Raw genomic sequence first — 21,937 nt, forward strand, 5'->3', positions numbered from 1 at the left:
GAGGCGGCTGTGAGGCGTGAGGTGTGAGGTCTGGGGCGTGAGGTCTGGGGCCCAGGCCTCACGCCTGAGCCGAGAACCGCAGCCGCCGCCGACGGACCGTCCGCTCAGGCGCCCGCGCCCGCCCCCGCGTCCCGCCACGCCGCCTCCCGCAGCAGCCGCAGCCCGTTGAGGCCCACGATCACGGTGGAGCCCTCGTGGCCGAGTACGCCGAGCGGGAGCGGGAGGGTGCCGATCAGGTCCCAGGTGACCAGGACGGCGATGAAGGCCCCGGCGATCACCAGGTTCTGCACCACGAGGCCGTGGGCGCGCCGGGACAGGGCGATCACCTTCGGCACGGTGGCGAGTTCGTCCCGCACGATGACCGCGTCGGCGGTCTCCAGGGCGAGGTCGGATCCGGCCCGGCCCATCGCGATGCCGGTGTGGGCCGCGGCGAGGGCGGGCGCGTCGTTGACGCCGTCCCCGACGACAAGGACCTTGCGGCCAGCGCCCTGCGCCTCCCGCACCGCCGCGACCTTGTCCTGCGGCAGCAGCCCGGCCCGTACGTCACCGATGCCGGCCTCCGCCGCGAGCCGGGCCGCGGCCTGCGCGTTGTCGCCGGTGAGCAGCATGGGGGCGGTGCCGGTCAGGGACTCCAGGGCGGTGACGGTGGCCGCCGCGTCCGGGCGCAGGCGGTCGGCGATGCCCAGGACGCCCACGGGGACGCCGTCGCGCAGGACGAGCACGGCGGTCTGACCGTCCTCGCCCAACTGACGTACGTGCGCGAGAGCCTCGGTGCTCGCAGCGTCCTGGGCGTCATCGGTCGGCCTGGTGCCCAGCAGCCGCCCCGGAGCCCCCACCGCCACGGCCGCACCCGCGACCGTGGCGCTCACCCCGACACCCGGCGCCGACGCGAAGTCCGCCACCGCCGGAAGGCCGAGACCGCGAGCGCGCGCCGCGCCCACGACGGCGCGGGCCAGCGGGTGTTCGCTGCGGTGCTCGACCGCCGCCGCGAGGGCGAGCAGGGTGTCGTCGGTCAGGCCCCCGCCGGGGAGCGCGTGGACGGCGGTCACCCGGGGTGTTCCCTCGGTCAGGGTGCCCGTCTTGTCGAGGGCGACCGCGTCCACCTGCCCCAGACGCTCCATCACCACGGCGGACTTGACCAGAACGCCGTGCCGCCCGGCGTTCGCGATCGCCGAGAGAAGCGGCGGCATCGTGGCAAGGACCACCGCGCACGGCGAGGCCACGATCATGAACGTCATCGCCCGCAGCAGCGCCCCGGTCAGGTCGTCGCCGAGCGCCAGCGGCGCCGCGAACACGGCGAGCGTGGCGACGACCATGCCGAGCGAGTACCGCTGCTCGACCTTCTCGATGAACAGCTGCGTGGGCGCCTTGGTCTCCGACGCCTCCTCGACCATCGCCACGATCCGCGCGATCACCGAGTCCGCCGCGTCCCGCCCCACCCGCACCCGCAGCGCACCCGCCCCGTTGAGCGTGCCCGCGAACACCTCGTCCCCCGCCTCCTTGGCGACCGGCAGCGGCTCCCCGGTGATCGTCGCCTGATCGACGTCACTGGCACCGTCGAGCACCTCGCCGTCCGCGCCGACCCGCTCACCAGGCCGTACGAGGATGACGTCGCCGACCTTCAACTCGGCCGTGCCGACGGCCTCTTCACCACCCCCGTGGCCCAGCCGCGTGGCCGTGGCGGGCGCGAGGTCGAGCAGGCCGCGCACCGAATCGGCGGTGCGGGCGGTGGCGAGGGCCTCAAGGGCGCCGGACGTGGCGAAGATGACGATGAGCAGCGCCCCGTCCATCACCTGCCCGATCGAGGCCGCGCCCAGGGCCGCGACGATCATCAGCAGGTCCACGTCCAGGGTCTTCCCGCGCAGCGCACGCAGCCCGGCGAGCGCGGGCTCCCAGCCCCCGGCGACGTACGCGACGGCGTACAGCGCACCCCACGTCCACGAGGCGGCCCCCGCGAGCTGGAGCGGCAGCGCGACCAGGAACGCGGCCGTGGCCGCCGCCGCCCAGCGGGCCTCCGCGAGCGCGAGGACGCGGGTGCGGCGGCGGGGAGCCGCCGCAAAACCGGCGGAGGATCCCTGGTCGGAGCGGGTCAGCAGGGTAGTGGGCATGGCGAAGGAACCCTTCACGGGCTGGGGAACGGCGACGCCCACACCGTACAGGAACGAATGAACAGCTTTTCATGTGTCATCGATAGGATGACGCCATGGGCCACGGAGTCGACGACAAGAGCACCGCCACCACGCGGGAACGCCTGGACAGCGTGGGGGCCGCCGACGTCGCCGCCACCCTCCAGGCCCTGGCGACCCCCTCGCGGCTGCTGATCCTCGCCCGTCTGCAGGAGGGCCCCTGCGCTGCCGGCGATCTCGCGGAGGCGGTCGGCATGGAGCAGTCGGCCTGCTCCCACCAGTTGCGCCTGCTGCGCAACCTCGGCCTCATCACCGGCGAACGGCACGGCCGCTCCGTCATCTACGCCCTCTACGACCACCACGTCGCCGAACTCCTCGACCAGGCGCTCTTCCACGTCGAGCACCTGCGCCTCGGTCTGCGGGACACGCCGTCGGGCGGCTAGCCTGAGGGTGATCTTCGGTGGCGATCTCTTGATTCCACCCGGTTGAGGGGATTTCGCGCAGGTGAGAGAGCACGGCGTGTGGCCCGTGGTGGCGGTCGTGGCCGTCGGCGGCGCGATCGGCGCCTCGGCACGCTACGGAGCGTCCCTGATCTGGCCCACCGCCCCCGGCACCTTCCCCGCGACGACACTCCTGGTCAACGTCGTCGGATGCGCGCTCATGGGCGTCCTCATGGTGCTCCTCACCGAGGTGCGGACGTCGTCGCACCGCCTCCTTCGCCCCTTCTTCGGCACCGGGGTACTGGGCGGCTTCACCACCTTCTCCACCTACGCGGTGGACATCGAGCGTTTGGTGGAAGCCGGCCACGCCGGCACGGGCCTGGCCTATCTGGGACTGACGCTGCTCGCGGCCCTCGCGGCGGTGTGGAGCGCGGCGTGGGCGACGCGACGCGTCGTGGCGTGGGGGCGGCCATGAGCCAACTGGCCAACTGGCTCTGCGTGGTGGCGGGCGCGATGATCGGCGCCCCGCTGCGATTCCTCACCGACCGCGCCGTGCAGGCCAGGCACGGCACGGTCTTCCCGTGGGGGACGCTCACGGTCAACGTGGCGGGCAGCCTGGTCCTCGGCCTGCTCACCGGCGCGACCGTCGCGGGCGCCACCGCCTCCCACACCCAACTGTTCCTCGGCACCGGCCTGTGCGGCGCCCTGACGACGTACTCGACCTTCTCGTACGAGACGCTGCGGCTCTCCGAGGGCGGTGCCCGGTTCTACGCGGCGGTCAATGTCGTGGCCGGTGTGGTGGCGGCGCTCGGCGCGGCCCTCGTGGGTGTGGCGCTGGCGGAGGCGGTGGGGTGAGATCGCGCCATGCGCGGGCCGCTCCCGCGCATGGCCCTGGATCAGGCCTGGGCGAAGTCGCCCGAGAGGGCCGCGGCCATCCGCAGGTGCGGGGCCGCGTCCGTGTCCCGGCCCTGCCGTTCGAGCGTGCGGCCCAGGAGCAGCCGGGCGTACTGCTCGACGGGGTCGAGCGCGATGACCGTACGCAACTCGCTCTCCGCGCGCCGCAGTTGCGCCGAGTGGTAGTAGGCGCGGGCGAGCAGCAGACGCGGGGCGACCTGCTCCGGTACCTCGTCGGCCAGGGCGGCGAGGATGCGCGCCGCCGTGGCGTACTCCTTGGCGTCGAAGAACTGCCGCGCGCGCTCCCAGCGCTCCGCCGCGGTTCCGTGGTCGTAGTACGTGATGTCCACTGTTGCCTCCTTCGAGGCGTCCAACGGACCTAGGTGATTGAATATTCCACCAAGCCACGCCTCGGGGCCCGGCCCCAGCACTCCGGCGCCCTGCCCACTTCCTCGGGAATGACCGGGGCGCGTGCCTGACGGCCGGCGCCCCACGGGTCTAGGTTGTGCGACATGAGCAATCTTGATCGTGAGGCGGTCCCGTCCCTGTGCGGCGGTCGCGGGTTCGTCGTCGCCGAGCCGGTCCGCGAACTCCTCAGCCCCCGCAAGGTCAAGCTCGGCGAGTCCACGGAGGTCCGCCGCCTGCTGCCCAACCTGGGCCGCCGCATGGTCGGCGCCTGGTGCTTCGTGGACCACTACGGCCCCGACGACATCGCCGACGAGCCCGGCATGCAGGTGGGACCCCACCCGCACATGGGCCTGCAGACCGTGAGCTGGCTGCACGAAGGCGAGGTCCTGCACCGCGACTCCACGGGCAGCCTCCAGACGATCCGCCCCCGCGAACTCGGCCTGATGACCTCGGGACGGGCGATCTCGCACTCCGAGGAGAGCCCCAGGTCACACGCCCGCCTCCTGCACGGCGCCCAGTTGTGGGTCGCGCTGCCCGACGTCCACCGCAACACCGACCCGCGCTTCGAGCACCACGCCCAACTGCCCCTGGTCACGGCCCCCGGCCTGACGGCGACCCTCATCCTGGGCACGGTCGACGGCACCACCTCACCCGGCACGACCTACACCCCGATCGTCGGCGCCGACCTCACCCTGACCCGCGACGCGGACGTACGCCTGCCCCTGAACCCGGACTTCGAGTACGCGGTCCTGTGCATGTCCGGCGAGACCCGCGTGGACGGAGTCCCCGTCGTGCCCGGCTCGATGCTGTACCTGGGCTGCGGCCGCACCGAACTCCCGCTGCACGCCGAGTCGGACGCGAGCCTGATGCTCCTGGGCGGCGAGCCGTTCGACGAGGAGCTCGTCATGTGGTGGAACTTCATCGGGCGGTCCAACGAGGATATCGCGCAGGCCCGTTCGGACTGGATGGACAGCTCGCGCTTCGGCGAGGTGAAGGGGTACGACGGTGGCCGGATCCCTGCGCCGGACCTGCCGCCCGTACCGCTGAAGCCGCGGGGGCGGGTGCGCTGACCAGTTCGGTTGCCGTCGTCAGGGCCGCAGCCTGGGGCGGTCCTGAGTACGGCGTATGCGGGTAGCCCTGGGTGAGTGATCATGCTCGCCGAAGGGGCTTCCGAGTCGCGCGGCGAACCGTGGGTTTGACCATCTGTGGCCAGGTCTGGCAAACCTCATGCTGACCCAATGCTGACTCTACTGACACGTAATCAGATGGGGTTGCCGCTGTGTGCCTCGGACGCGCGTTGGGCTACCTCCGCCGCTTTCGGGCAGGCGTTGCTGACGTTGAACCGTGCGGACTCGCGAAACGAGGCACGGCCGCACGGCATCGCGTTCCGCTGCGCGTGGGTAACCGGTCGTGCCTCTTTGTGCTCGTGACGCTCCGTCACCCCTCCGTGGACACTTGGGCCGTGTGAGGACCTGCTGAAGATGCTGTTGCCGCACCTGTCCGGGGTGCTGGTGGAGCAAGTGAGCGTGGAGTACGAGGTGTTGCGCATCGCGGCACGCACCCGCGGCGAGGTGGAAGTGTCGTGTCCGGACTGCGGGGCTGCTCGATCGAGACGGCGACACAGTGGATACCGGCGGGCGGTGGCCGATGGCGCGATCGGCGGGCGCATGGTCGCCTGCGTGCTCGATGACCTCCCGTGTCACCGCCCGCACGCCCTGGCGAGGCGAGGTCGGGGTCGTAGAGGGCGAAGGTGCGCGTGCCACGGACTTGGGCGAGGGAAGGGAGCGTCTCGCACAGCAGTTGTGTGGCGACCCGGCGCTGTCGCTTCTCCTCTTCCACGCGTTCGCGGCGCTCTGCCCACGCCCCGGCCAGCGACAGCTGGCCCTCGGCTACCCGGGTAGCGAGTTCTGGATCCTCTTCGCGGAGCGACCATGTCGGGTGCATGCTGAAGAACGGCGCTTGCGCGGCCCGTGACAGCAGTGGCGACGCCGAGTTGTTCCCCGAGGGAACGCGCGGTCTGTTCCCCGCACCTATTCATCAACGGCGCACGGCTCCGCGGGCCACCGCAGTGAGCCGGGCCTTCCCGAGGGGGCTTCTGCGCATCAACGTGCAGGCGTTACGCGAAGACCGCATCCTCCAGGAGATCCACGCCACCGGCGGCGAGATCAGACGCATATGCGACCTGTTCGGACTCAGCATCACCGGAGCCCTGCGCTACACCGAGATCTAGGACGTTTCGTTCGGATCTTGCGAGGCTTGTCATACTTCCCGAGTGGAGATGCAAGCCGAGGAGGCAGCACGGCGTTGGCTGGCTGATCAAGGCGTCAGCCGGGTGCGCGACGGGTGGGTGAGCGACGAGGAACCGGACGCGTTGCTCACCGCCAATCAGGTGGCGCACTCCTGGGCCGGTGATGTGTTCGCCGAAGACCTGGATGCAGCCGACCAGGTGCGGTTGGCTTTCGGGCTGCTGGATCTCCTCGACGAGTACTGGGTCACGTGCGAGATCCGGTTCGCGAACGAGGGTGCGGAGGGTCCCCTGCCGGTCGACGTACTGTGGGGCGGCTACCGTCAGCGGCTGGAGGCGGACCGGGACGCCGAAGCCGTCACCTACTCGCTGTGGGTGGACTGGTTCGAGGATCACGCCACTTCCGCGACGGCCTTCGCCGAGGTTCTCGGTAACGACGTCGACCGGGTGGTGGTCGAGCGATCGGAAGCCCTGCTCCGCCGAGCCTGTCGGGTTCTGGAGTGTTCGGGCCCGGTGCGCTGGTCGGTGAAGGAGCTGACATATCGCACCGCCATGCGGCTTCCTGCCCTGCACTCGGCTGTCTTCCGCGGCCTTCTGGCGTGCTTCCACGACGTCTACGGCGACGTGGAGCCGACTGCCGCACTGGCCTTCCTCTGCCGACTGGATCTTCCCGCGAACACCCCGCACTTTGCCGAACTGCGCCACGTGCTTGCCGCGGGGCACAAGAATTACTACCGCAGCCCTGGTGCCTGGGACGATGCGGTTCGCTCCTGCTCCTGAGTCGTTGGCCTGGCAGACCAAAGAAAGATGCTGGCGACGTGGAGTCCGGCCAGGTAGATGGTTGCGGTCTTTTCGTAGCGGGTGGCGAGGCGCCGCCACTGCTTCAGGCGGTTGATGCAGCGTTCGACGGTGTTGCGCTGCTTGTATGCCTCGCGGTCGAAGGCGGGTGGTCTGCCACCTCGACTGCCGCGCCGCAGCCGGTGGCCGCGTTGATCGGCCGGAATGGAGATGACCGCCCGGATTCCACGCTTGCGCAGATGCTCGCAGATGCTCGCAGATCGCGCGGGAGGAGTACGCCTTGTGGGCCAGGACCACGTCCGGCCTGGCCGATGGCATTGTCATCGGGCTCACCGGCCGGGCCCCTTTTTGCGGGCCCCGGCTGCGTGCTGGTGAGCGCGCACGACAGTGGAGTCGGCTGAGACGGCCCAGCTGAGGTCTTCCTCGGCGTCGGCCTGTGCGATGAGCGCGGTGAACACCCGTTTCCAGGTGCCGTCGATGGCCCACATCCGCAGCCTGTTGTAGACGCCCCTCCAGTTCCCGTATTTCTCGGGCAGATGGACCCACTGCGATCCGGTCTGGAACTTCCAGGCGATCGCATCGATCACCTCACGATGATCCCGCCACCGGCCACCCCGCTGCGGCGTCCGGTCTGGCAACAACGGCTCGATCCGCGCCCACTGCGTGTCAGTCAACGGCACACCCAGACCAACGATCAGATGATCCAAACGAAACGGCCTAGCCGCACCACCGGCTCCAGCCCGCGCGGATGAGACCGTCGCCGCCGCATGGGGAGATTGCATCTCGGAAGTGCCTTGTCGATCGTGCCTGATGTGGTCTTAGGCAGATCCCATCATCGCAGGTCACAAGGCACTTCATCCGGCATCAAGCCGGGGTGATCTGGACTCAGCGCATCAGGAAAGGGGGTTCTGGCAGTACCTGTATCACCAGGGTCTCCCAGATGTGCACAATGCCTGTCAACCTGGCGTGAGTCGAAAGCGCCGACAGCACTCCGTGGACACGCACTGCAGCTTTACCTCCATCAGCTCAATTCAGCTGCCGCCCCGAATGCGTGACCGTGTCGGCGCATTCTGACACGACAGAAGGAACGGACACCAATGACGGACAACCAATTCACCACTCACACAGAACTTTTCGATCTGAGTGGGAAGTACGCACTTGTCACTGGCGGCACCAAGGGTATTGGGATGATGATTGCGCGCGGCCTTCTCCAGGCGGGCGCCCGCGTCGTCATCAGCTCACGCAACGCGGACACGTGCGCGGAGGCGCAGCAGCTGCTATCCGAATTCGGCGACGTCCAAGCAATTCCCGCCGACCTGTCCAGGCACGACGAGTGCCAGCGCCTCGCTGATCTTGTCATGGCCGACTCGGAACGCCTGGACATCCTCGTCAACAACGCGGGAGCGATGCGTAGCGAGCCGCTGGAGACGTTCCCGGACGAGGCCTGGGATGCAGTGCTCGACCTCAACCTCAAGTCGCCGTTCTGGCTGGTGCAGGCACTGCTTCCCGCACTTCGCAGGGCGGGAACCGCCGATGATCCGGCACGGATCATCAACATCGGCAGTATCGCCGCCATCCACGTCGCCCAGGCGCCCACCTACTCGTACGCCAGCAGCAAAGCGGCACTCCACCAACTCACCAGAGTGCTTGCCCGGGAGCTGGGCCCACAGCACGTCACGGTGAACGCGGTAGCACCGGGAGTCTTCCCGTCGCAGATGATGGGGGCCACGCTCGATGCCATCGGCGACACGATCGCGGCGGCGGCCCCACTGCGCCGGCTCGGCCGCGACGACGACATGGCGGGTGCCGCCGTGTTTCTCGCCAGCCGGGCTGGGTCCTACCTCACGGGCGCCATCATCCCGGTAGATGGCGGCACCGCGACGACTGCAACGGGTACCCCCCCTGTCATGGGCCACTGACTAGTACGGCTGAACGGGCCTATGGTAGGGGGATGGCCACGATGGATCCACGCACCGAGATCCGGGAATTTCTCAGCTCGCGTCGTGCCCGCATCGCACCCGAGCAGGCGGGCCTGCCCGTTTACGGCGGCAACCGCCGGGTCAAAGGTCTGCGCCGCGAGGAGGTCGCGCTGCTCGCGGGGGTATCGGTCGACTACTACGTGCGCATGGAGCGCGGCAGCCTCGCCGGTGCCTCCGACGGAGTGCTTGACGCGTTGGCCTCTGCCTTGCAACTCGACGAGGCCGAGCGCGACCACCTGTTCCACCTCGCGCGCCAATCGAGGGCGCCCCGCAGCCCACGCCGGCGCAGGCCTGCCGTGGGGGTGCGCTCGACGCTCCAGCAGGTGCTCGACGCGATCTCCGATGCGCCGGCCTGGATCGGTAACGGCCGTTATGACGTGCTCGCCATGAATCAACTTGCTCGCGCGCTGTATTCACCGGTGCTGGCCGATTCGCGACGGCCCGCGAACACAGCGCGGTTCGTCTATCTGAAGCCCGAAGCGGCCAGAGATTTTTTTGTCGATTACGACCAAGTCGCCGGTGCCGTGGCTGCGAAGCTGCGCATGGAAGCTGGCCGCAATCCGCACGACGAGGAGCTGATCGCCCTGGTCGGCGAACTGTCAACGTGCAGTGAGCTATTTCGGCAGCGGTGGGCATCTCAGGACGTGCGGCTGCACCGGTCCGGCCGTAAGCGTATGCACCATCCGATCGTGGGCCAGCTCGACTTGGACGTCGAGTCCATGGAACTGCCCGCAGAACCCGGCCTGCACCTCAACATCTACACCGCACCCGCGGGCACACCGACCGCGGACAATTTGGCGCTTTTGGCGTCGTGGGCGGCCACCCAACAGACGCTGGCGACCGAGCTTGAAGCACACAACGGATAGTCCAACCCCTTCAGCCGTACTAGGGTCCGTCTCCCCGACCAGCGCGGGCAGACCGCACCGCTCGGCCAGCCGCACCACCGGCTCCAGCCCGCCGTACGCGATCAGGTTCGGATCATCGAACGCGGATGAGACCGCCGCCGGGTCATGGCGAGATTGCATCTCGGAAGTGCCTTGTCCGGCCGTGGCTTAATGCATCGTTGTGTCGTAACCGAGGCACGGGCGGCACTGCGTGCGATCAATACGCAGAGCGACGGGGGACGCTCGGTGAAACGGATCCACTTCACGAGCGAGGATCTCGCTCGAACTCGGTTGGCCATGTCGATCGGTATGGCGGCGAAAGGCCTTCGACAGCGTCAGGTTGCTGTTGGGAGAGCAAGCGCGCCCACTGGTCGCGTTGATGCCGACTCGCGGGCCCATGGTCGATTTGGCCAGCCTGGCGGGAGACGCGATGTGCATCGAGGAGGCGGCAGACAACATCCTCGCGGCTCCACGTGCGCTGTGGCGCATGGAACTGGAGCATGTCGACTTCGAGCCGACGCAACGCGCGTGGGTTCGCAGCCTGTTCAATGGTGACCCGGAGCCGCGCAGACAACTCGCCGCAGCGCTCATCGCCTGCCACCGTGTGAACGTGGAGCCCTATTGCGGAAGGGTGAAGTCGCGTCTGTCGGTCGGCCGGGAGGCTTACGCGCGCACCATGGCCGACCTTCTCTGGCAGCTCGTGATGATCGGTGCAGTCAGCCAGTTCGGCCGCGATTATGGCCTCGGCCTCGAACATTCCGTACGACCCGGGCACATCGCACCGCCAGCGGGCGGCAGCACTGGGGACATCGCGCAGGCCCGTTCGGACTGGATGGACAGCTCGCGCTTCGGCGAGGTGAAGGGGTACGACGGTGGCCGGATCCCTGCGCCGGACCTGCCGCCCGTACCGCTGAAGCCGCGGGTGCGGGTGCGCTGACCATTGCGGTTGCCGTCGTCGGGGCAGCAGTCCGGAGCGCTCCTTTCCGGCAGGCGTTGCTGATGTCGAGCCGTGCGGACTCGCGAAACGAGGGACGGCCGCAGGGCATCGCGTTCCGTTCCGTGTGGGTATCGCGGGCGCCTGTCAGAAGCCGACAACCGCGACAACGGGGCGGCGGCCTTGTGGAATCACCCCAGATGAGCACGGTGATGGGCTGACCAGGAGACGCAGGGATGGTGCGTTGTCGGTGCCGGGCAGGTGGGGCGTGTCCCGGTAGGGGCCTGCCGGTCGTTGTGGCGTACTCACGATTCTGACCGCCCGACGCGGTCCGGTGCCGGCAACGCCCGCGCGGTGCAACCACGCGACGGTAAGCCGAGGCTGATCGGCCTGATGGTCGAGGGCGCCGATTCGCTCATGCCTGCCGTGAACCCCCGGGACCACGGGGGAGGTTGTCAGATGAGTTGCCAGGTTGTGGTGAGTTGGCTTTCGGGACGGCGGCCGGGCAGGCCTGCGAGGACGTGGACGAGCGCCTCGTAGACGGTGAGGGCACCGCTGAGTGGTGTCCGGGTTTTCGCCAGGGACTTCTGCATGCGGTACAGGTGGGTGAACGCGTGCTTGGTGTTTCGTTGTCGGAGCGCCGACTTGATCTGGGCGGCGGCCTTGAGGGTCGCCTCGTCGACCTCACCCGCGGTCTCCTCTGCGGACTCGACGAGTTCGGCGTGGGTGCGCAGGAAGCGCTGCGCGGTCTCGGTCAGCTGGGCCTTGAGGGAGAGAGTCTCCCCGGGGTCGGCGCCGGTCAGCACGGCCAGCTCGAGGACGTCCCGCGCGAGGCTGTCAGCCTGACCTGCGACGGGGCCCACCAGCAGGACATCGGGGGCCTGTTGTGGCGCTGGACTCAAGTGTGGTTCCGCGAGCAGCAGGCGCAGGGCCAGCAGTTGTGACTCGGCGTCGGAGGATGGTGTGACGACGCACAGGTCTGCCTCTCGTACTGCCGGCTCCGCGGCGGCGAGGACGGGGGAGGAGCTGATCCGGACGGGGACGGCTGGGCCGGCGTCCGAGACGGTGCGCCGCGCCCCGTCCCATTGGGCCCTGTGAGGGCCGTCGGGGGCGAAGGCGGCTACGGCGAACGCGCCCGTGCCGATGTCCGTGTGCTTGACGGCGAGTCCGTGGGCCGCGGCCAGCCGCAGGTATTCCTCCTGGGCGACGGCTGCGTCGAGGCCGTCGGTGGACCCGGTCCGCACGGCGCGCCCGCCTCCGGCCAGTGGAGGCAGGGGCCAGTGCCCGGGGGCCTCCCCCTGGTCGGGTGGGGTCAGGGCGAAGCGCACGGGCAGGCCGACCTCGCGGGCGAAGGCCAGGTCGGTTGCGTCGTGACCAGGGTTGACCAGGACGGCCCCGGTTCCGAACTCCGGTGCGACCCAGCCGGCGGTCCATACCGGCAGCAGGTCCCCGGTGAGCGGATGACGGCAGTAGCGGCCCGTGAAGGAGGACGTGTGCCCGGTCGGCAGACCGTGGCTCAGAGGGTGTCCGGGATGCACGGCCACGGCGCAGCCTGCCGGCGTCGGCGACCAGTCCGTGGTGAAGACGGTCAGGGCCGCCTCGGCCGGATCTGAGTCCTCCACAGGGAAGGTGAACACCGCTCCGGGAGTTCGGCGCAGGGCTTTGCGATGGCGGGAGGCCGTCGACTGAGGCCACGTGCCGTCCTGCTCGGAGCCGACCCGATCGCGCGCCGCTGAAGTGGGCACGTAGCGAATCGCTTCATGCTCCGACGGTTCGGCGGGGCCCGTCAGGCCCGCTGCGGTGGCGGTACGGGCAAGGGCGGCCGCCGGGTCGACCGGACCTATGGAGGCGAGCGTGCGTCCGTCCTGGACTGCCATTCGGTTGAGGAGTGCCGCAAGGACCTGGCAGCGCAATGTCGTCGAGGGCGCCTGTGGGGCGGGCAGGGGCAGTGCGAGGTGGTTCACGAGGATCTCCGCAGGGCGATCAGGGGTGGTGCATGACGATGTGGTCGACCACATCGCGGACCGTGTTGAAGTGCTTCACTTGTTCGTCCGCAATCGTGACGGCGAATCGCTCCTCGGCGGCGACGGCGATCTCGACCATCGACAGGGAGTCGACGTCCAAGTCGTCGGTGAAGGAGCTGTCCTCGCGGACTGCGTCGGAGGAGACGCCCGCGATCTCGCCGACCGTGTCGGCGAGAGCCTTCGTGATCTCGGCTCTGGTGGTCTGCACAGCGAATTGTCCTTAGATGGCGGGGGAGGGGGCGGGGGTCACAGGCCGCGTACGAGGCCGCCGTCGCACCGCAGGGCGACCCCGGTCACGTATGAGGCGGGTGCGCCGCACAGGAAGGCGGCGGCAGCGGCGAACTCGGAGGGATGGCCGTAGCGGCCGGCGGGGATCGCGGCGACCGATTCCCGTTCCACGTCCGCCACCGAGCGATCGGTGCGTTCGGCGTTTGCGGCGTCGACCGTCCTGGTGCGCTCGGTTCTGATCCGCCCCGGCAGGAGAAGGTTGACTGTCACGCCGTCCGCGGCGACCTCGGCGGCCAGCGTCTTGAGGTACCCGGCCAGACCGGCCCGGCCCAGATTGGACAGGGCGAGGTGGGGGATGGGAGCGGCGATTCCACTGGACCCCACCGCGAGGATGCGGCCCCAACCGCGCGCCCGCATGGCGGGCAGGGCCAGTGAGATCAGGCGGATGTGGGGCCGCACGTTCGTCTCGAAGGCGCTGTCGACGTCCTCGGCGGTGACGTCGGTAGCCTGCGCCGGTCGCGGCCCCGGACCGTTCAGTACGAGGACGTCGGGTGGCCCGAAGGCATGCACGGTGGCCTTGAAGAGTTCCTCCGGGCCATGTGGGGACAGCAGGTCGGCCCCGGCGCCGACGGCGTTCGGCAGGCGTGCGGCGGCCTCTTTCGCCCGTGCGTCGTGCCGGCCGTTCACGACGGTGTTGGCGCCCTCCGCCGCCAGGGCTGAGGCGATGGCCGCGCCGAGGCCTTGCGTGGACGAACAGACGAGAGCCGTACGGCCGGAGAGGGCGAGATCCATCAGGACACCTCCTCGGCCTGCCTGTCGGCAGGGACCCGCGGCTGGGCCGTCCGCTCGACAAGCGTGTTCCCCAGGACGGCCAGCAGGGCTCCGGCGAGCATGACCACGGTGCCGGTCAGCTGCACGCCGGTGAACGACTCGCCCAAGAAGACCGTGGAGAAGAACGTGCCGAACACCGGCACCGTGAACATCATGACCGTGGCCATGGAAGGGCTGACGTCGCGCAGCCCCCGGTAGTAGAACAAGTAGGCGATCGCGGTCGGCCCTATCGCAAGGAAGACAACGTTCGCCCAGGCCAGGTCCGAGACCGCTGACCACGCGACGTCGCCCGCTGTCGGCGCCGCGAGGACCACAAGTCCCAGTCCGCCGACGGCGGTTCCCCAGGCCGTCGCCCTCAGGGGGGCGATGCCGGCAAGGAGCGACTTCGACAAGATGCTGTACGCCGCCCAGCAGGCGGCGCCCGCGACGAAGACGAGGTCACCGAGGAGCCGCTGGTTGCTGGTGTGGCCGACCCCGAGCAGGAAGACGGCGGCGCCGGTCAGGCCGACCAGCAGGCCCGCGACGCGCGCCCATGACGCCTTCTCACGGCGTAGGAGCAGCAGTGTCGCGGTGGTCAGGATGGGGCTCAGGACGGGCACGATGATGCTGCCGTCGAGAGCGGGCGCCAGCGACAGTCCCCAGAAGAAGAAGAAGTTGTAGGCCAGTACGCCGAGCAGGCCGATCAGACCCGCGCGGAGGGCGGCGGTGCGTCCGATGGGCGCGGACTTACGGCGCAGCGCGATGGCCAGCACGATCAGCAGTACGGCTCCTCCGCCGAACCGTAGCGCTGCGGCCATCTGGTGCGGCATCGCGCCGACGACCACCTTGGAGCTGGCGAACGCGCTGCCGAACATCACCATGGTGACGAGCAGGTTGAGGTAGGGAGCGGCGGGTGAGCCCGCCGGCGGAGTGGAAGGATTGGCGTCGGATGTCATCGGTGTCCTCCAGCTTCTAGCGGCCGGCGACCCGGTCCAGGACCTCGCCACCGGTGGAGTTGCGCTGCACGCTGATGATCTTCTTGTGCGGGTCGCTGTCCATGACCAGGGGGAGGACTCCCGACTGCGTGCCCTTGGCGTCGAAGGGTGACCACAGCGGACCGTCGTGGAGCGCCCGGAGGTCGGTCAGGCTCAGGCCGCTGAGGCGCTCGAGGCGCGCGGCCAGCCAGTCGCTGGTGTTCGTGCCCGCCAGGAGCCCGCGGAGGCGGTCCTCCTCGGCCAGCAGGTCGGGGCACTCCCCGGCCAGGTAGTCATGGAGGTTCGCCGCGCGGCCGGCGAAGGGCGAGTAGACCATGCAGACCAACTGCTCGGTGTCCAGGCCGAAGGCATCCTCTGCGTAGCGGGTGGCCGCCTCGCGCATCCGCTCTACGCCCTCCTCCGTGCGGTAACGCGCCGCGATCTCCTCGACCAGGTGCTCGGGAAAGTGCTTCTTGCGCATCAGTTCCAGGGCGAAGTCCACGTACTGGGCAATGCCTTCGCCGTACCCGCGCCCATAGACGTGCTCGGTCCGCAGTCCGCGCAGGTGGGCCATGAGTGCGGGGTTGGCGCAGTCGGATTCGGTGAAGTTGAACGCGATCTCGTCGAAGACGAAACCGAGGAAGTCCGTGAGGAGCCGCCAGTGCGCCCCCGAGGCGTAGCTGGTGTAGTCGTAGATGGAGAAGAACTCCAGGGCCGAGGGGACGTCGGAGGTGACCCCCCGCTCCTTGACCCGGTCGCTGTTGTCCCGGCCGTGGATCTCCTGAAAGTAGGCCTGTGCCAGGCCGTCGAGGGTCTCCAGCGTCCCCCGGAAGCGCTTCTTGCTGTCGGCGGGCTTCTGTCCCGCTCCGCGGGCCAGTTGTCGGATCCACACCGCGTAGTCCCGCTGCTCCTGCGGTGAGTCACCCGTGATGATCAGGTCCACGCCCGCTCCGTGGCGGGCAGCGATGCCGAAGGAACTGGCCACGTTCAGGTTGCAGGCGTTGCAGAACGTGGCCCGGCCGTCGCCATAGGTACGGTGACCGGACATCAGCATGTCGGTCCGGTTAAAGGCGATCAGGCGGTGCGGCATGCTGCGGTCCCGGTCGAAGGGGACCACGCGGTCGCGCTCGATCAGCAGCAGTTCCACGTCGCGATCCCCGTACAGACCGAGAGCCTGGTACGTGGCGTCGATGTTGAGCATCACCTGGTAGGGCATGCCGCCGTGCCGCATGGTGACCACCCTCAGGTTGAAGGTGGCTCCGTGGCGCTCCGCGAGAGCCAGGTGGACCGCGCGGACGAACGCCACTGCGTACGCGCTGTCCTTACCGCCGCCGTAGGCGACCATGACCGTGTTCCGGCTGAGGTCGTCGTGGTGCGGCAAGGCTTCATACAGTTCGGTGACGCACTCCTCGACGGCCGGAACATCGTGCTCCGGCAGTGCGCCTTTGAGGTTCTCCAGCACGGTCGCGCGCATCTGTCCTCCTGGGGTCCAACGTGAACGGGTGAGGGCCGAAGAGCCCGTGAAAGGGCGTCCCGACCGGACGCCCGCCGCCCTATGCGAAATCTTTCGCGAAGCGGCGAACTCGACACCCAGAACGTAAAGGCCGAAGAGGGCAGTTGAGTGGGTCTCACCCCGCATTGCATCGAAGGATGTACGTCTCCCGGTGTTGCCGCCCGCCCTTCGTTGTAGCGCCCCCCGGGGACGCCGTCGCGTGCTGCAAAGTCGTGGCAGATCCGCAGTGATCTGGCATCCATTCCCCACTGCTTCGGAGGACCAAGATGTACGCAGCCCCTGCCCGGACGTTCTCGTCGCGGCGGCTTGAGATTCTCGACGCGACGTTGCGGGACGGTTCCTACGCAGTCGACTTCCAACTCGACGAGAATTTCGTCCGGAAGCTGCTCCGTAGGCTGGAAGCGACACCCATCAACAAGGTCGAGATCGGGCACGGCCTCGGGTTCGAGGCGGAGCAGTCCGGAATCAAGGCTTCCAACATCGATCTGGCGAAATGGTGCGAGATCGCCGGCCAAGAGCTCTCCACCACGCCCTGGGGCATGTTCGCGCAGCCCGCGTTCAGCCGGCTCGAAACCCTCGCTGACCTGTGCAAGGAAGGCATGTCGTTCGTACGGATCGGCATGGAGCCCGAGAAGGTCCCGGACCACCTCGACTACCTCCGGCGCGCCACCGAGATCTGCGACGAGGTGTACCTCAACCTGATGAAGACCAGCAGCACCCCCGCGCAGGAACTGCCCGAGCTGCTGCGCGACATCCCCGCCGTGGCGGGCCTGTATGTGGTCGACTCCTGCGGCTCGATGATGCCCGACGACGTGCAGCGGTATGTGACCGTGGCGAAGGACATCTGCCCCGTCGTCGGATTCCACGGGCACGACAACCTGGGCATGGCGAACGCGAACAGCATCGCCGCATTCCAGGCGGGTGCGACCATCGCGGACGGCACGCTCGACGGAATCGGTCGTGGTGCCGGGAACGCGGAGACGGAATCGCTGGCCGGAATCATGCGCGTTCTCGGATCGGACCGGTTCGACTACAAGGAACTGGCCAAACTGGCGCACTTCTGCCGCACCAACCTGGAACTCCTCCCCGAGGACCGCAATATGCAGGTTCTCGGCGGTGTGATCGGAATTCACTCCGGTTTCTTCCCGCTCATTGACCAGCTGTGCGAGGAACTCGCCGTCGAACCAGCGCCGTTGATGGAGACAGCCGTCGGCATGGCCCGGCGCAGCGCCGAGAAGAACGACATCCGAGCGGCCGCGCAGCACCTTTCCCGGCAGACCGCCGCGGCCTGAACCCTCGTCCACCCCATTTGAGAGGAACGCCATGCGTTTTGCGCGAGTCAACACCCACAACGGACTGCGGACAGCGGTGTCCCACCTCGGCGGCTGGATCCCGCTCTCCGCTCTGGACGCCTTCACCGGCCGACAGCTGCCGTACCGGCTCAGTGACCTCCTCGATGCCGCCCGACGCCAGGAACTCGCCGAACTCCTTGACCAGGTGACCGACGTCGACTTGCTCGACGTACGCCTGGAGGAGGCCGCCACCGTCGTCGACGGCGGTGACATCTGGGGAGCCGGACTCAACTACCTGGGACATTCCCAGGACCTCAGCACACAGCAGCCCGCTTCCGGACCCGGCTCGTACCTGCGGCCAAGGGGCTGCCTCATCGACAACGGAGGTCAGATCGAACTGCCCGCGCAGAGCGGCCGGGTGACTGCGGAGGCGGAACTCGGGCTCGTCGTCGGCCAGGAGTGCAAGAACGTGCGCGGGCAGGAGTGGCGATCGGTGATCGCCGGCGTCACCGCGGTCCTGGACATGACCGCGGAAGACGTGATCCGGGAGAACCCGCGCTACATCCCGTGGGCCAAGGGCTTCGACACGTTCTGCAGCGTGGGCCCCCAGGTGGTGACCCTTGACGAGTTCGACGACCAGGCGCTGAGGTCGACGCGGGTCTCCACGGTTCGCAACGGTGAGGTCATCGCCTCGGCTCCCGTGTCGGACATGAAGTACGACCTGGCTTTCCTCGTCGAGTACTTCAGCGCCGGACGCACCCTTGCACCCGGCACCGTCATCTGCACCGGCACGCCCGGGGCGGCCGTGATCGAGCCGGGCGACACGATCAGCTCGCTCGTTGAGGGCGTCGGCACCCTGTCCCACACCGTGAAGGGCTGAGACCTTGAGCGCACAGCACACCTCCGTGGCGGACGCCCTTTCCGCGGCGATCGAATGCCATCCGGAGCGCCCCGCCATCGAGACAGCCGACGGCGTCGTCACCTTCCGCGAATTCGGCAGCCTTGTCGCCGAGTTCACCCACGAGCTCCAGACGCTCGCCTCGCCCGGCGAGTTCATCGGCATCGAAGCCGTCCGGACCCCGGCCTCGATCGTCGCCATGGCCGCCGCGCTCAGGGCCGAACGCCCCTTCGTCTTCCTCGACCCACGCGACAGCGCCTCCTCCAACCACGCGAAGGTCGTCTCGCTCGGTGTGGACTGGATCGCCGAGACCTCCGCAGGGACGAGCGCGCCCGTCCTGGTGCCCACACCCACGCAGTGGCGCGCCACCCACGAGCCGGCCGACGGAGCGATCGTTCCGCTCGAGGACCGGGTCGGCTACGCCATCCACACGTCGGGATCGACCGGTGAGCCCAAGTGCGTGCTGGTCAGCGCCACGCCCCTGGCCGGGGTGATCCGCGACCATGTGCGCGCCCTGGAACTGGGACCTGAGAGCCGGACGCTCCAGTTCGCCCGGCTGACGTTCGACGGCTGCCTCACCGAGATCCTGTGGACGCTGACCGCCGGCGCCTGCCTCGTGGTCCTTGGTGAGGAACACCTCAGCCCGGGCGCCCTACTTCAGGCGACCCTGGAGAAGTACCGCGTCACGCACCTGAAGACCACGCCCTACGCCCTCACCGCGACAGACCCGACGGCCGCGATGGGCCTGCGTCACGTGATCAACGGCGGGGGAGCCTGCCGCCCCGCCGTGGTGCGCAAGTGGGCCGCGCACACGGACTTCCACAACGCCTACGGGACCACGGAGAGTACCGTCTGCAACCTCCTGAGCGCCCCGCTGAACCCCGACGACTGCACCGACGCCGTGCCCCTGGGCGCGGTGGTGGGGGACTGCGGTCTGGAGGTGGCCCAGCTGCCCGGCGGGCCCGCGACAGGGACCGGCGGCGCCATCCGCGGTGAGCTGGTCGTCACGGGGCCCAGCGTAGGCATCGGCTACCTCACATCCCAGGGCCTGCGCCGTTTCGGCGAGGGCCCCGAGGACCGCGTCTACCGCACGGGCGACATCGTCGAGGTACGCGACGGCCAGTACTACTTCGTCGAGCGTCTGGACCGGCAGCTTAAGGTGCGCGGCTATCGGCTTGACCCGGGGGAGATCGAGAGCGCGGCCTGCCGGCTCGACGCCGTCGTCGAAGCGGCGGTGGACGCCGAGGCGTACGACAGTGACGATCCCTCCGCGGCCGACGCCCTGGTGTGCTACTACCAGGGCGAGGCAAGCCCCCGCGAGCTTCGCGCACACCTGGAGGCGGTGCTCGACCCGTACAAGGTCCCCTCGGTGATGAACCAGGTCGAAGCCCTGCCCTACACCCGCAACGGCAAGGTGGACCGGGACGCCTTGCGGGCCCGCCGGCAAGAGTCGGGCGCGGCGGGGCACGAGGGCGGAGCGGCCGAACAGGTCCTCGCCCTGGTGCGCCGTCTGACCGGAGTGGCCGACGCGGGCGTGGAGGACAACTTCTTCGACCTGGGCGGCGACTCGGCCTCCACGGTCATCCTCGTCAACAAGCTGAAGGACCTCGGCTGGATGGACGCCGGCGTACGCGACGTCCTTCGGGCGGAGAACCTGCAGGTGCTGGTCGACCACGTGCGTGAACGGGGGGTGTGACCAACATGTGCGGTGTGTGCGGCACATACTCGCCGTCCGGTGTCACCGACCGCGGCGTGGCCGCGGCCATGCACGAGCGGCAGGTGCACCGAGGACCGGATGAGACCTACTCACTGAACACCGAAACGATCTGCGCCAAGCTCGGTCGCCTCGGGTTCACCGGCCTGGCCGACGGATGGCAGCCTGCGGAGGACAGCACCGGCCGCTACGTGGCCATGACGAACGGGGAGATATACAACGCTCGTGAGCTGCAGTCTCGTATGGGGCTCGACCAGCCACACAACGGAGTCGACATCGCCGTCGTCCCGGAACTCTTCGCACGGTACGGACTTGAGGGACTGCACCTGGTCGACGGGCAGTTCGCCACTGTCGTCCTGGACCGCGCCCGCAACGCGCTCTACCTAGCCCGGGACCGCTTCGGCATCTGTCCCATGTACTACACCGAGGTCGGCCCGCAGGTGCACTTCTGCTCCGAACTCAAGCCGCTGGTGCAGTGTGTGGACCGGCCGCGAAAGGTGGACCTGAGCGCCGTCGACCAGTACCTCTCGCTGGGCAACATCGTTGCTCCGCGCACCCTGGTGCAAGGGGTCCGAGCCGTCCCGCCGGGGTGCGCCGTCCGCTTCGACGCGGACGGAAGCCAGACGCTGCGCTATTGGCGTTACGGCGAGTTCGCCCCGGTGGCCGGAGCCGTCACCGATGTGGCGCTGCGGGAGGCGATGCGCGCTTCGGTCAAGGACCGACTGCGGGCAGACGTGGAGATCGGGGCATACCTGAGCGGAGGCTTCGACTCGACCGCCATCGTGATGGAGGCGGCCGCTCTCAGTGCCCAGCCGGTCCGCACCTTCTCGGTGGTCTTCGACGACCCCGGGCTCGACGAGGGCCGCTTCCAGCGCGAGGTGGCGCATGCGGTCGGCAGCAAGCACGAGCAGGTCTCCTGCCATCACAGCGACATCACCGCGCGGTTCGAGGAGATGGTCCGGCACTGCTGCTACCCGCAGCGGGAGACCTATAACGTCGCCGCGATGATGCTCGCGGGCAGCGTACGAGACGCCGGCATCAAGGGGGTGGTGTCCGGAGAGGGCGCGGACGAGCTGTTCTTCGGCTACGACTCCTATGCGTTCGATGGCCTGGCCCGCTCACGGCGTCCCTCCCGGGCGGAGAACGAACAGGCCTGGGGCCGACCGGACTTCGGTTGGGAGGTGGACTGGGACAAGGTCGCACGCCGACGGGAGCGGTTTCTCACGCCCTGGGCACGCGCGGCCCTGACGGGCCACGAGTTCCACCACTCGCGGCTCATCCCGTTCACCGACCAGGAGGTGCGGCAGCTCTCCCGTATGCAGTTGCGCTCGATCGCCGATGTGTACGTCCAGATGTCCGGCCACCTGCTCGGCGACCACGGGGACTCGATGCTGATGCGGCACTCCGTCGAAGGCCGCTACCCGTTCCTCGGCAATTCCGTCGTCTCACTCGCCCTCCAAGTCGAAGACGCCAGGAAGATGGCCGACTTCGAGGGAAAGGCCTGCCTCAGGTCGGCCTACGAAGGCATCGTTCCGCAGTCCGTCCTGCAGCGCGGAAAACATGGCTTCACCGCCTACGACGTCCAGTCGATCACGAGCAGCCGCACCTGGGAGGACTGGCGTGCGCTGGTCGAGGCCTCCGGCCTGTTCACGGCCGACTGCCTGGACGGGCCGGCCGAGACAGGGAAGTGGGACTTCAGGATCAGCGCGATCAGCATCGCGATGATCATGGACGAGCTGGGCCTCACCCTCTGACCCCGACAGGGAGAAACGGAGA

The 21,937-nt window shown here is 68.9% G+C and carries 19 protein-coding genes and 2 pseudogenes; 13 read left to right on the forward strand and 8 right to left on the reverse strand.

The window, feature by feature from the left end:
- Positions 1-104: 104 nt before the first annotated feature.
- Positions 105-2,108, reverse strand: coding sequence for a heavy metal translocating P-type ATPase (locus ACFUPX_RS17455; RefSeq protein ID WP_383322464.1), 2,004 nt, complete (start codon positions 2,106-2,108; stop codon positions 105-107).
- Between the two features lie 95 nt (positions 2,109-2,203).
- Here ACFUPX_RS17455 and ACFUPX_RS17460 point away from each other — a divergent pair, with 95 nt between their 5' ends.
- From ACFUPX_RS17460 to crcB (ACFUPX_RS17470), 3 genes are all read left to right on the forward strand, one after another.
- Positions 2,204-2,569 (forward strand): ArsR/SmtB family transcription factor, encoded by a 366-nt coding sequence (locus ACFUPX_RS17460; RefSeq protein WP_383322467.1) that lies wholly within the window; start codon positions 2,204-2,206, stop codon positions 2,567-2,569.
- A 61-nt stretch (positions 2,570-2,630) separates the two neighbouring features.
- Positions 2,631-3,041, forward strand: a complete 411-nt coding sequence (gene crcB / locus ACFUPX_RS17465; RefSeq protein ID WP_383322470.1) for a fluoride efflux transporter CrcB — start codon at positions 2,631-2,633, stop codon at positions 3,039-3,041.
- Complete coding sequence (gene crcB, locus ACFUPX_RS17470) at positions 3,038-3,421, forward strand: fluoride efflux transporter CrcB (RefSeq protein WP_383322643.1); 384 nt, start codon at positions 3,038-3,040, stop codon at positions 3,419-3,421. The genes crcB (ACFUPX_RS17465) and crcB (ACFUPX_RS17470) overlap by 4 nt, the downstream gene beginning before the upstream one ends.
- A 41-nt stretch (positions 3,422-3,462) precedes the next feature.
- On the opposite strand, the gene ACFUPX_RS17475 is transcribed toward crcB (ACFUPX_RS17470), so the two are convergent.
- On the reverse strand, positions 3,463-3,810 hold the full coding sequence (locus ACFUPX_RS17475; RefSeq protein WP_383322472.1) for a tetratricopeptide repeat protein: 348 nt from the start codon (positions 3,808-3,810) through the stop codon (positions 3,463-3,465).
- Between the two features lie 162 nt (positions 3,811-3,972).
- Between ACFUPX_RS17475 and ACFUPX_RS17480 the strand changes: the two genes are divergently transcribed.
- From ACFUPX_RS17480 to ACFUPX_RS17490, 3 genes are all read left to right on the forward strand, one after another.
- Positions 3,973-4,938 (forward strand): pirin family protein, encoded by a 966-nt coding sequence (locus ACFUPX_RS17480; RefSeq protein ID WP_383322475.1) that lies wholly within the window; start codon positions 3,973-3,975, stop codon positions 4,936-4,938.
- Positions 4,939-5,810: 872 nt separating this feature from the next.
- Positions 5,811-6,098: a hypothetical protein gene (locus tag ACFUPX_RS17485; protein ID WP_383322478.1), complete on the forward strand. Its 288-nt coding sequence runs from the start codon at positions 5,811-5,813 to the stop codon at positions 6,096-6,098.
- Positions 6,099-6,146: 48 nt separating this feature from the next.
- Positions 6,147-6,893: a hypothetical protein gene (locus ACFUPX_RS17490; RefSeq protein ID WP_383322646.1), complete on the forward strand. Its 747-nt coding sequence runs from the start codon at positions 6,147-6,149 to the stop codon at positions 6,891-6,893.
- Here the strand turns inward: ACFUPX_RS17490 and ACFUPX_RS17495 are convergent.
- A pseudogene (locus ACFUPX_RS17495) lies at positions 6,845-7,597 on the reverse strand (IS5 family transposase). The gene ACFUPX_RS17490 and the pseudogene ACFUPX_RS17495 overlap by 49 nt on opposite strands.
- Positions 7,598-8,008: 411 nt before the next feature.
- Between ACFUPX_RS17495 and ACFUPX_RS17500 the strand changes: the two are divergent.
- The 3 genes and pseudogenes from ACFUPX_RS17500 to ACFUPX_RS17510 form a co-directional block, all read left to right on the forward strand.
- Complete coding sequence (locus ACFUPX_RS17500) at positions 8,009-8,830, forward strand: SDR family oxidoreductase (protein WP_383322481.1); 822 nt, start codon at positions 8,009-8,011, stop codon at positions 8,828-8,830.
- A gap of 32 nt (positions 8,831-8,862) precedes the next feature.
- The gene (locus ACFUPX_RS17505) at positions 8,863-9,756 is read left to right on the forward strand and encodes a helix-turn-helix transcriptional regulator (RefSeq protein ID WP_383322484.1); all 894 of its coding nucleotides are present in this window, start codon (positions 8,863-8,865) and stop codon (positions 9,754-9,756) included.
- Between the two features lie 823 nt (positions 9,757-10,579).
- Positions 10,580-10,711, forward strand: a pseudogene (locus ACFUPX_RS17510) (pirin family protein); the annotation flags it as partial.
- 452 nt (positions 10,712-11,163) lie between these two features.
- On the opposite strand, the gene ACFUPX_RS17515 reads toward ACFUPX_RS17510, so the two are convergent.
- Genes ACFUPX_RS17515 through ACFUPX_RS17535 form a run of 5 tightly spaced genes read right to left on the reverse strand, consistent with a single transcriptional unit; the run spans position 11,164 to position 16,218 of the window.
- Positions 11,164-12,672: a hypothetical protein gene (locus ACFUPX_RS17515; protein WP_383322487.1), complete on the reverse strand. Its 1,509-nt coding sequence runs from the start codon at positions 12,670-12,672 to the stop codon at positions 11,164-11,166.
- Positions 12,673-12,691: 19 nt separating this feature from the next.
- Positions 12,692-12,940 (reverse strand): acyl carrier protein, encoded by a 249-nt coding sequence (locus ACFUPX_RS17520; RefSeq protein WP_383322490.1) that lies wholly within the window; start codon positions 12,938-12,940, stop codon positions 12,692-12,694.
- A gap of 38 nt (positions 12,941-12,978) precedes the next feature.
- The gene (locus tag ACFUPX_RS17525) at positions 12,979-13,752 is read right to left on the reverse strand and encodes an SDR family oxidoreductase (RefSeq protein ID WP_383322493.1); all 774 of its coding nucleotides are present in this window, start codon (positions 13,750-13,752) and stop codon (positions 12,979-12,981) included.
- Positions 13,752-14,726: a DMT family transporter gene (locus ACFUPX_RS17530; protein ID WP_383322496.1), complete on the reverse strand. Its 975-nt coding sequence runs from the start codon at positions 14,724-14,726 to the stop codon at positions 13,752-13,754. The genes ACFUPX_RS17525 and ACFUPX_RS17530 overlap by 1 nt, the downstream gene beginning before the upstream one ends.
- A 16-nt stretch (positions 14,727-14,742) precedes the next feature.
- Positions 14,743-16,218, reverse strand: coding sequence for a PqqD family protein (locus ACFUPX_RS17535; RefSeq protein WP_383322499.1), 1,476 nt, complete (start codon positions 16,216-16,218; stop codon positions 14,743-14,745).
- Positions 16,219-16,523: 305 nt separating this feature from the next.
- Between ACFUPX_RS17535 and ACFUPX_RS17540 the strand changes: the two genes are divergently transcribed.
- Genes ACFUPX_RS17540 through asnB form a run of 4 tightly spaced genes read left to right on the forward strand, consistent with a single transcriptional unit; the run spans position 16,524 to position 21,915 of the window.
- Entirely contained in the window at positions 16,524-17,549 is a 1,026-nt protein-coding gene (locus ACFUPX_RS17540; protein WP_383322502.1) for a hypothetical protein, read from the forward strand.
- Positions 17,550-17,580: 31 nt separating this feature from the next.
- Complete coding sequence (locus ACFUPX_RS17545; protein WP_383322505.1) at positions 17,581-18,429, forward strand: fumarylacetoacetate hydrolase family protein; 849 nt, start codon at positions 17,581-17,583, stop codon at positions 18,427-18,429.
- A gap of 4 nt (positions 18,430-18,433) precedes the next feature.
- Positions 18,434-20,143: a non-ribosomal peptide synthetase gene (locus ACFUPX_RS17550; RefSeq protein WP_383322507.1), complete on the forward strand. Its 1,710-nt coding sequence runs from the start codon at positions 18,434-18,436 to the stop codon at positions 20,141-20,143.
- A gap of 5 nt (positions 20,144-20,148) precedes the next feature.
- Complete coding sequence (asnB, locus tag ACFUPX_RS17555; RefSeq protein WP_383322510.1) at positions 20,149-21,915, forward strand: asparagine synthase (glutamine-hydrolyzing); 1,767 nt, start codon at positions 20,149-20,151, stop codon at positions 21,913-21,915.
- Positions 21,916-21,937 lie beyond the last annotated feature (22 nt).

The organism is Streptomyces sp. NPDC057302 (assembly GCF_042667685.1).
Taxonomy (GTDB): Bacteria; Actinomycetota; Actinomycetes; order Streptomycetales; family Streptomycetaceae; genus Streptomyces.

Coding starts and splice junctions, on each gene's coding strand:
- ACFUPX_RS17455 (WP_383322464.1), bottom strand. CDS start 2,108: ATGCCCACTACCCTGCTGACCCGCTCCGACCAGGGATCCTCCGCCGGT.
- ACFUPX_RS17460 (WP_383322467.1), top strand. CDS start 2,204: ATGGGCCACGGAGTCGACGACAAGAGCACCGCCACCACGCGGGAACGC.
- crcB (WP_383322643.1), top strand. CDS start 3,038: ATGAGCCAACTGGCCAACTGGCTCTGCGTGGTGGCGGGCGCGATGATC.
- ACFUPX_RS17480 (WP_383322475.1), top strand. CDS start 3,973: ATGAGCAATCTTGATCGTGAGGCGGTCCCGTCCCTGTGCGGCGGTCGC.
- ACFUPX_RS17485 (WP_383322478.1), top strand. CDS start 5,811: ATGCTGAAGAACGGCGCTTGCGCGGCCCGTGACAGCAGTGGCGACGCC.
- ACFUPX_RS17490 (WP_383322646.1), top strand. CDS start 6,147: ATGCAAGCCGAGGAGGCAGCACGGCGTTGGCTGGCTGATCAAGGCGTC.
- ACFUPX_RS17500 (WP_383322481.1), top strand. CDS start 8,009: ATGACGGACAACCAATTCACCACTCACACAGAACTTTTCGATCTGAGT.
- ACFUPX_RS17505 (WP_383322484.1), top strand. CDS start 8,863: ATGGCCACGATGGATCCACGCACCGAGATCCGGGAATTTCTCAGCTCG.
- ACFUPX_RS17525 (WP_383322493.1), bottom strand. CDS start 13,752: ATGGATCTCGCCCTCTCCGGCCGTACGGCTCTCGTCTGTTCGTCCACG.
- ACFUPX_RS17530 (WP_383322496.1), bottom strand. CDS start 14,726: ATGACATCCGACGCCAATCCTTCCACTCCGCCGGCGGGCTCACCCGCC.
- ACFUPX_RS17535 (WP_383322499.1), bottom strand. CDS start 16,218: ATGCGCGCGACCGTGCTGGAGAACCTCAAAGGCGCACTGCCGGAGCAC.
- ACFUPX_RS17540 (WP_383322502.1), top strand. CDS start 16,524: ATGTACGCAGCCCCTGCCCGGACGTTCTCGTCGCGGCGGCTTGAGATT.
- ACFUPX_RS17545 (WP_383322505.1), top strand. CDS start 17,581: ATGCGTTTTGCGCGAGTCAACACCCACAACGGACTGCGGACAGCGGTG.
- asnB (WP_383322510.1), top strand. CDS start 20,149: ATGTGCGGTGTGTGCGGCACATACTCGCCGTCCGGTGTCACCGACCGC.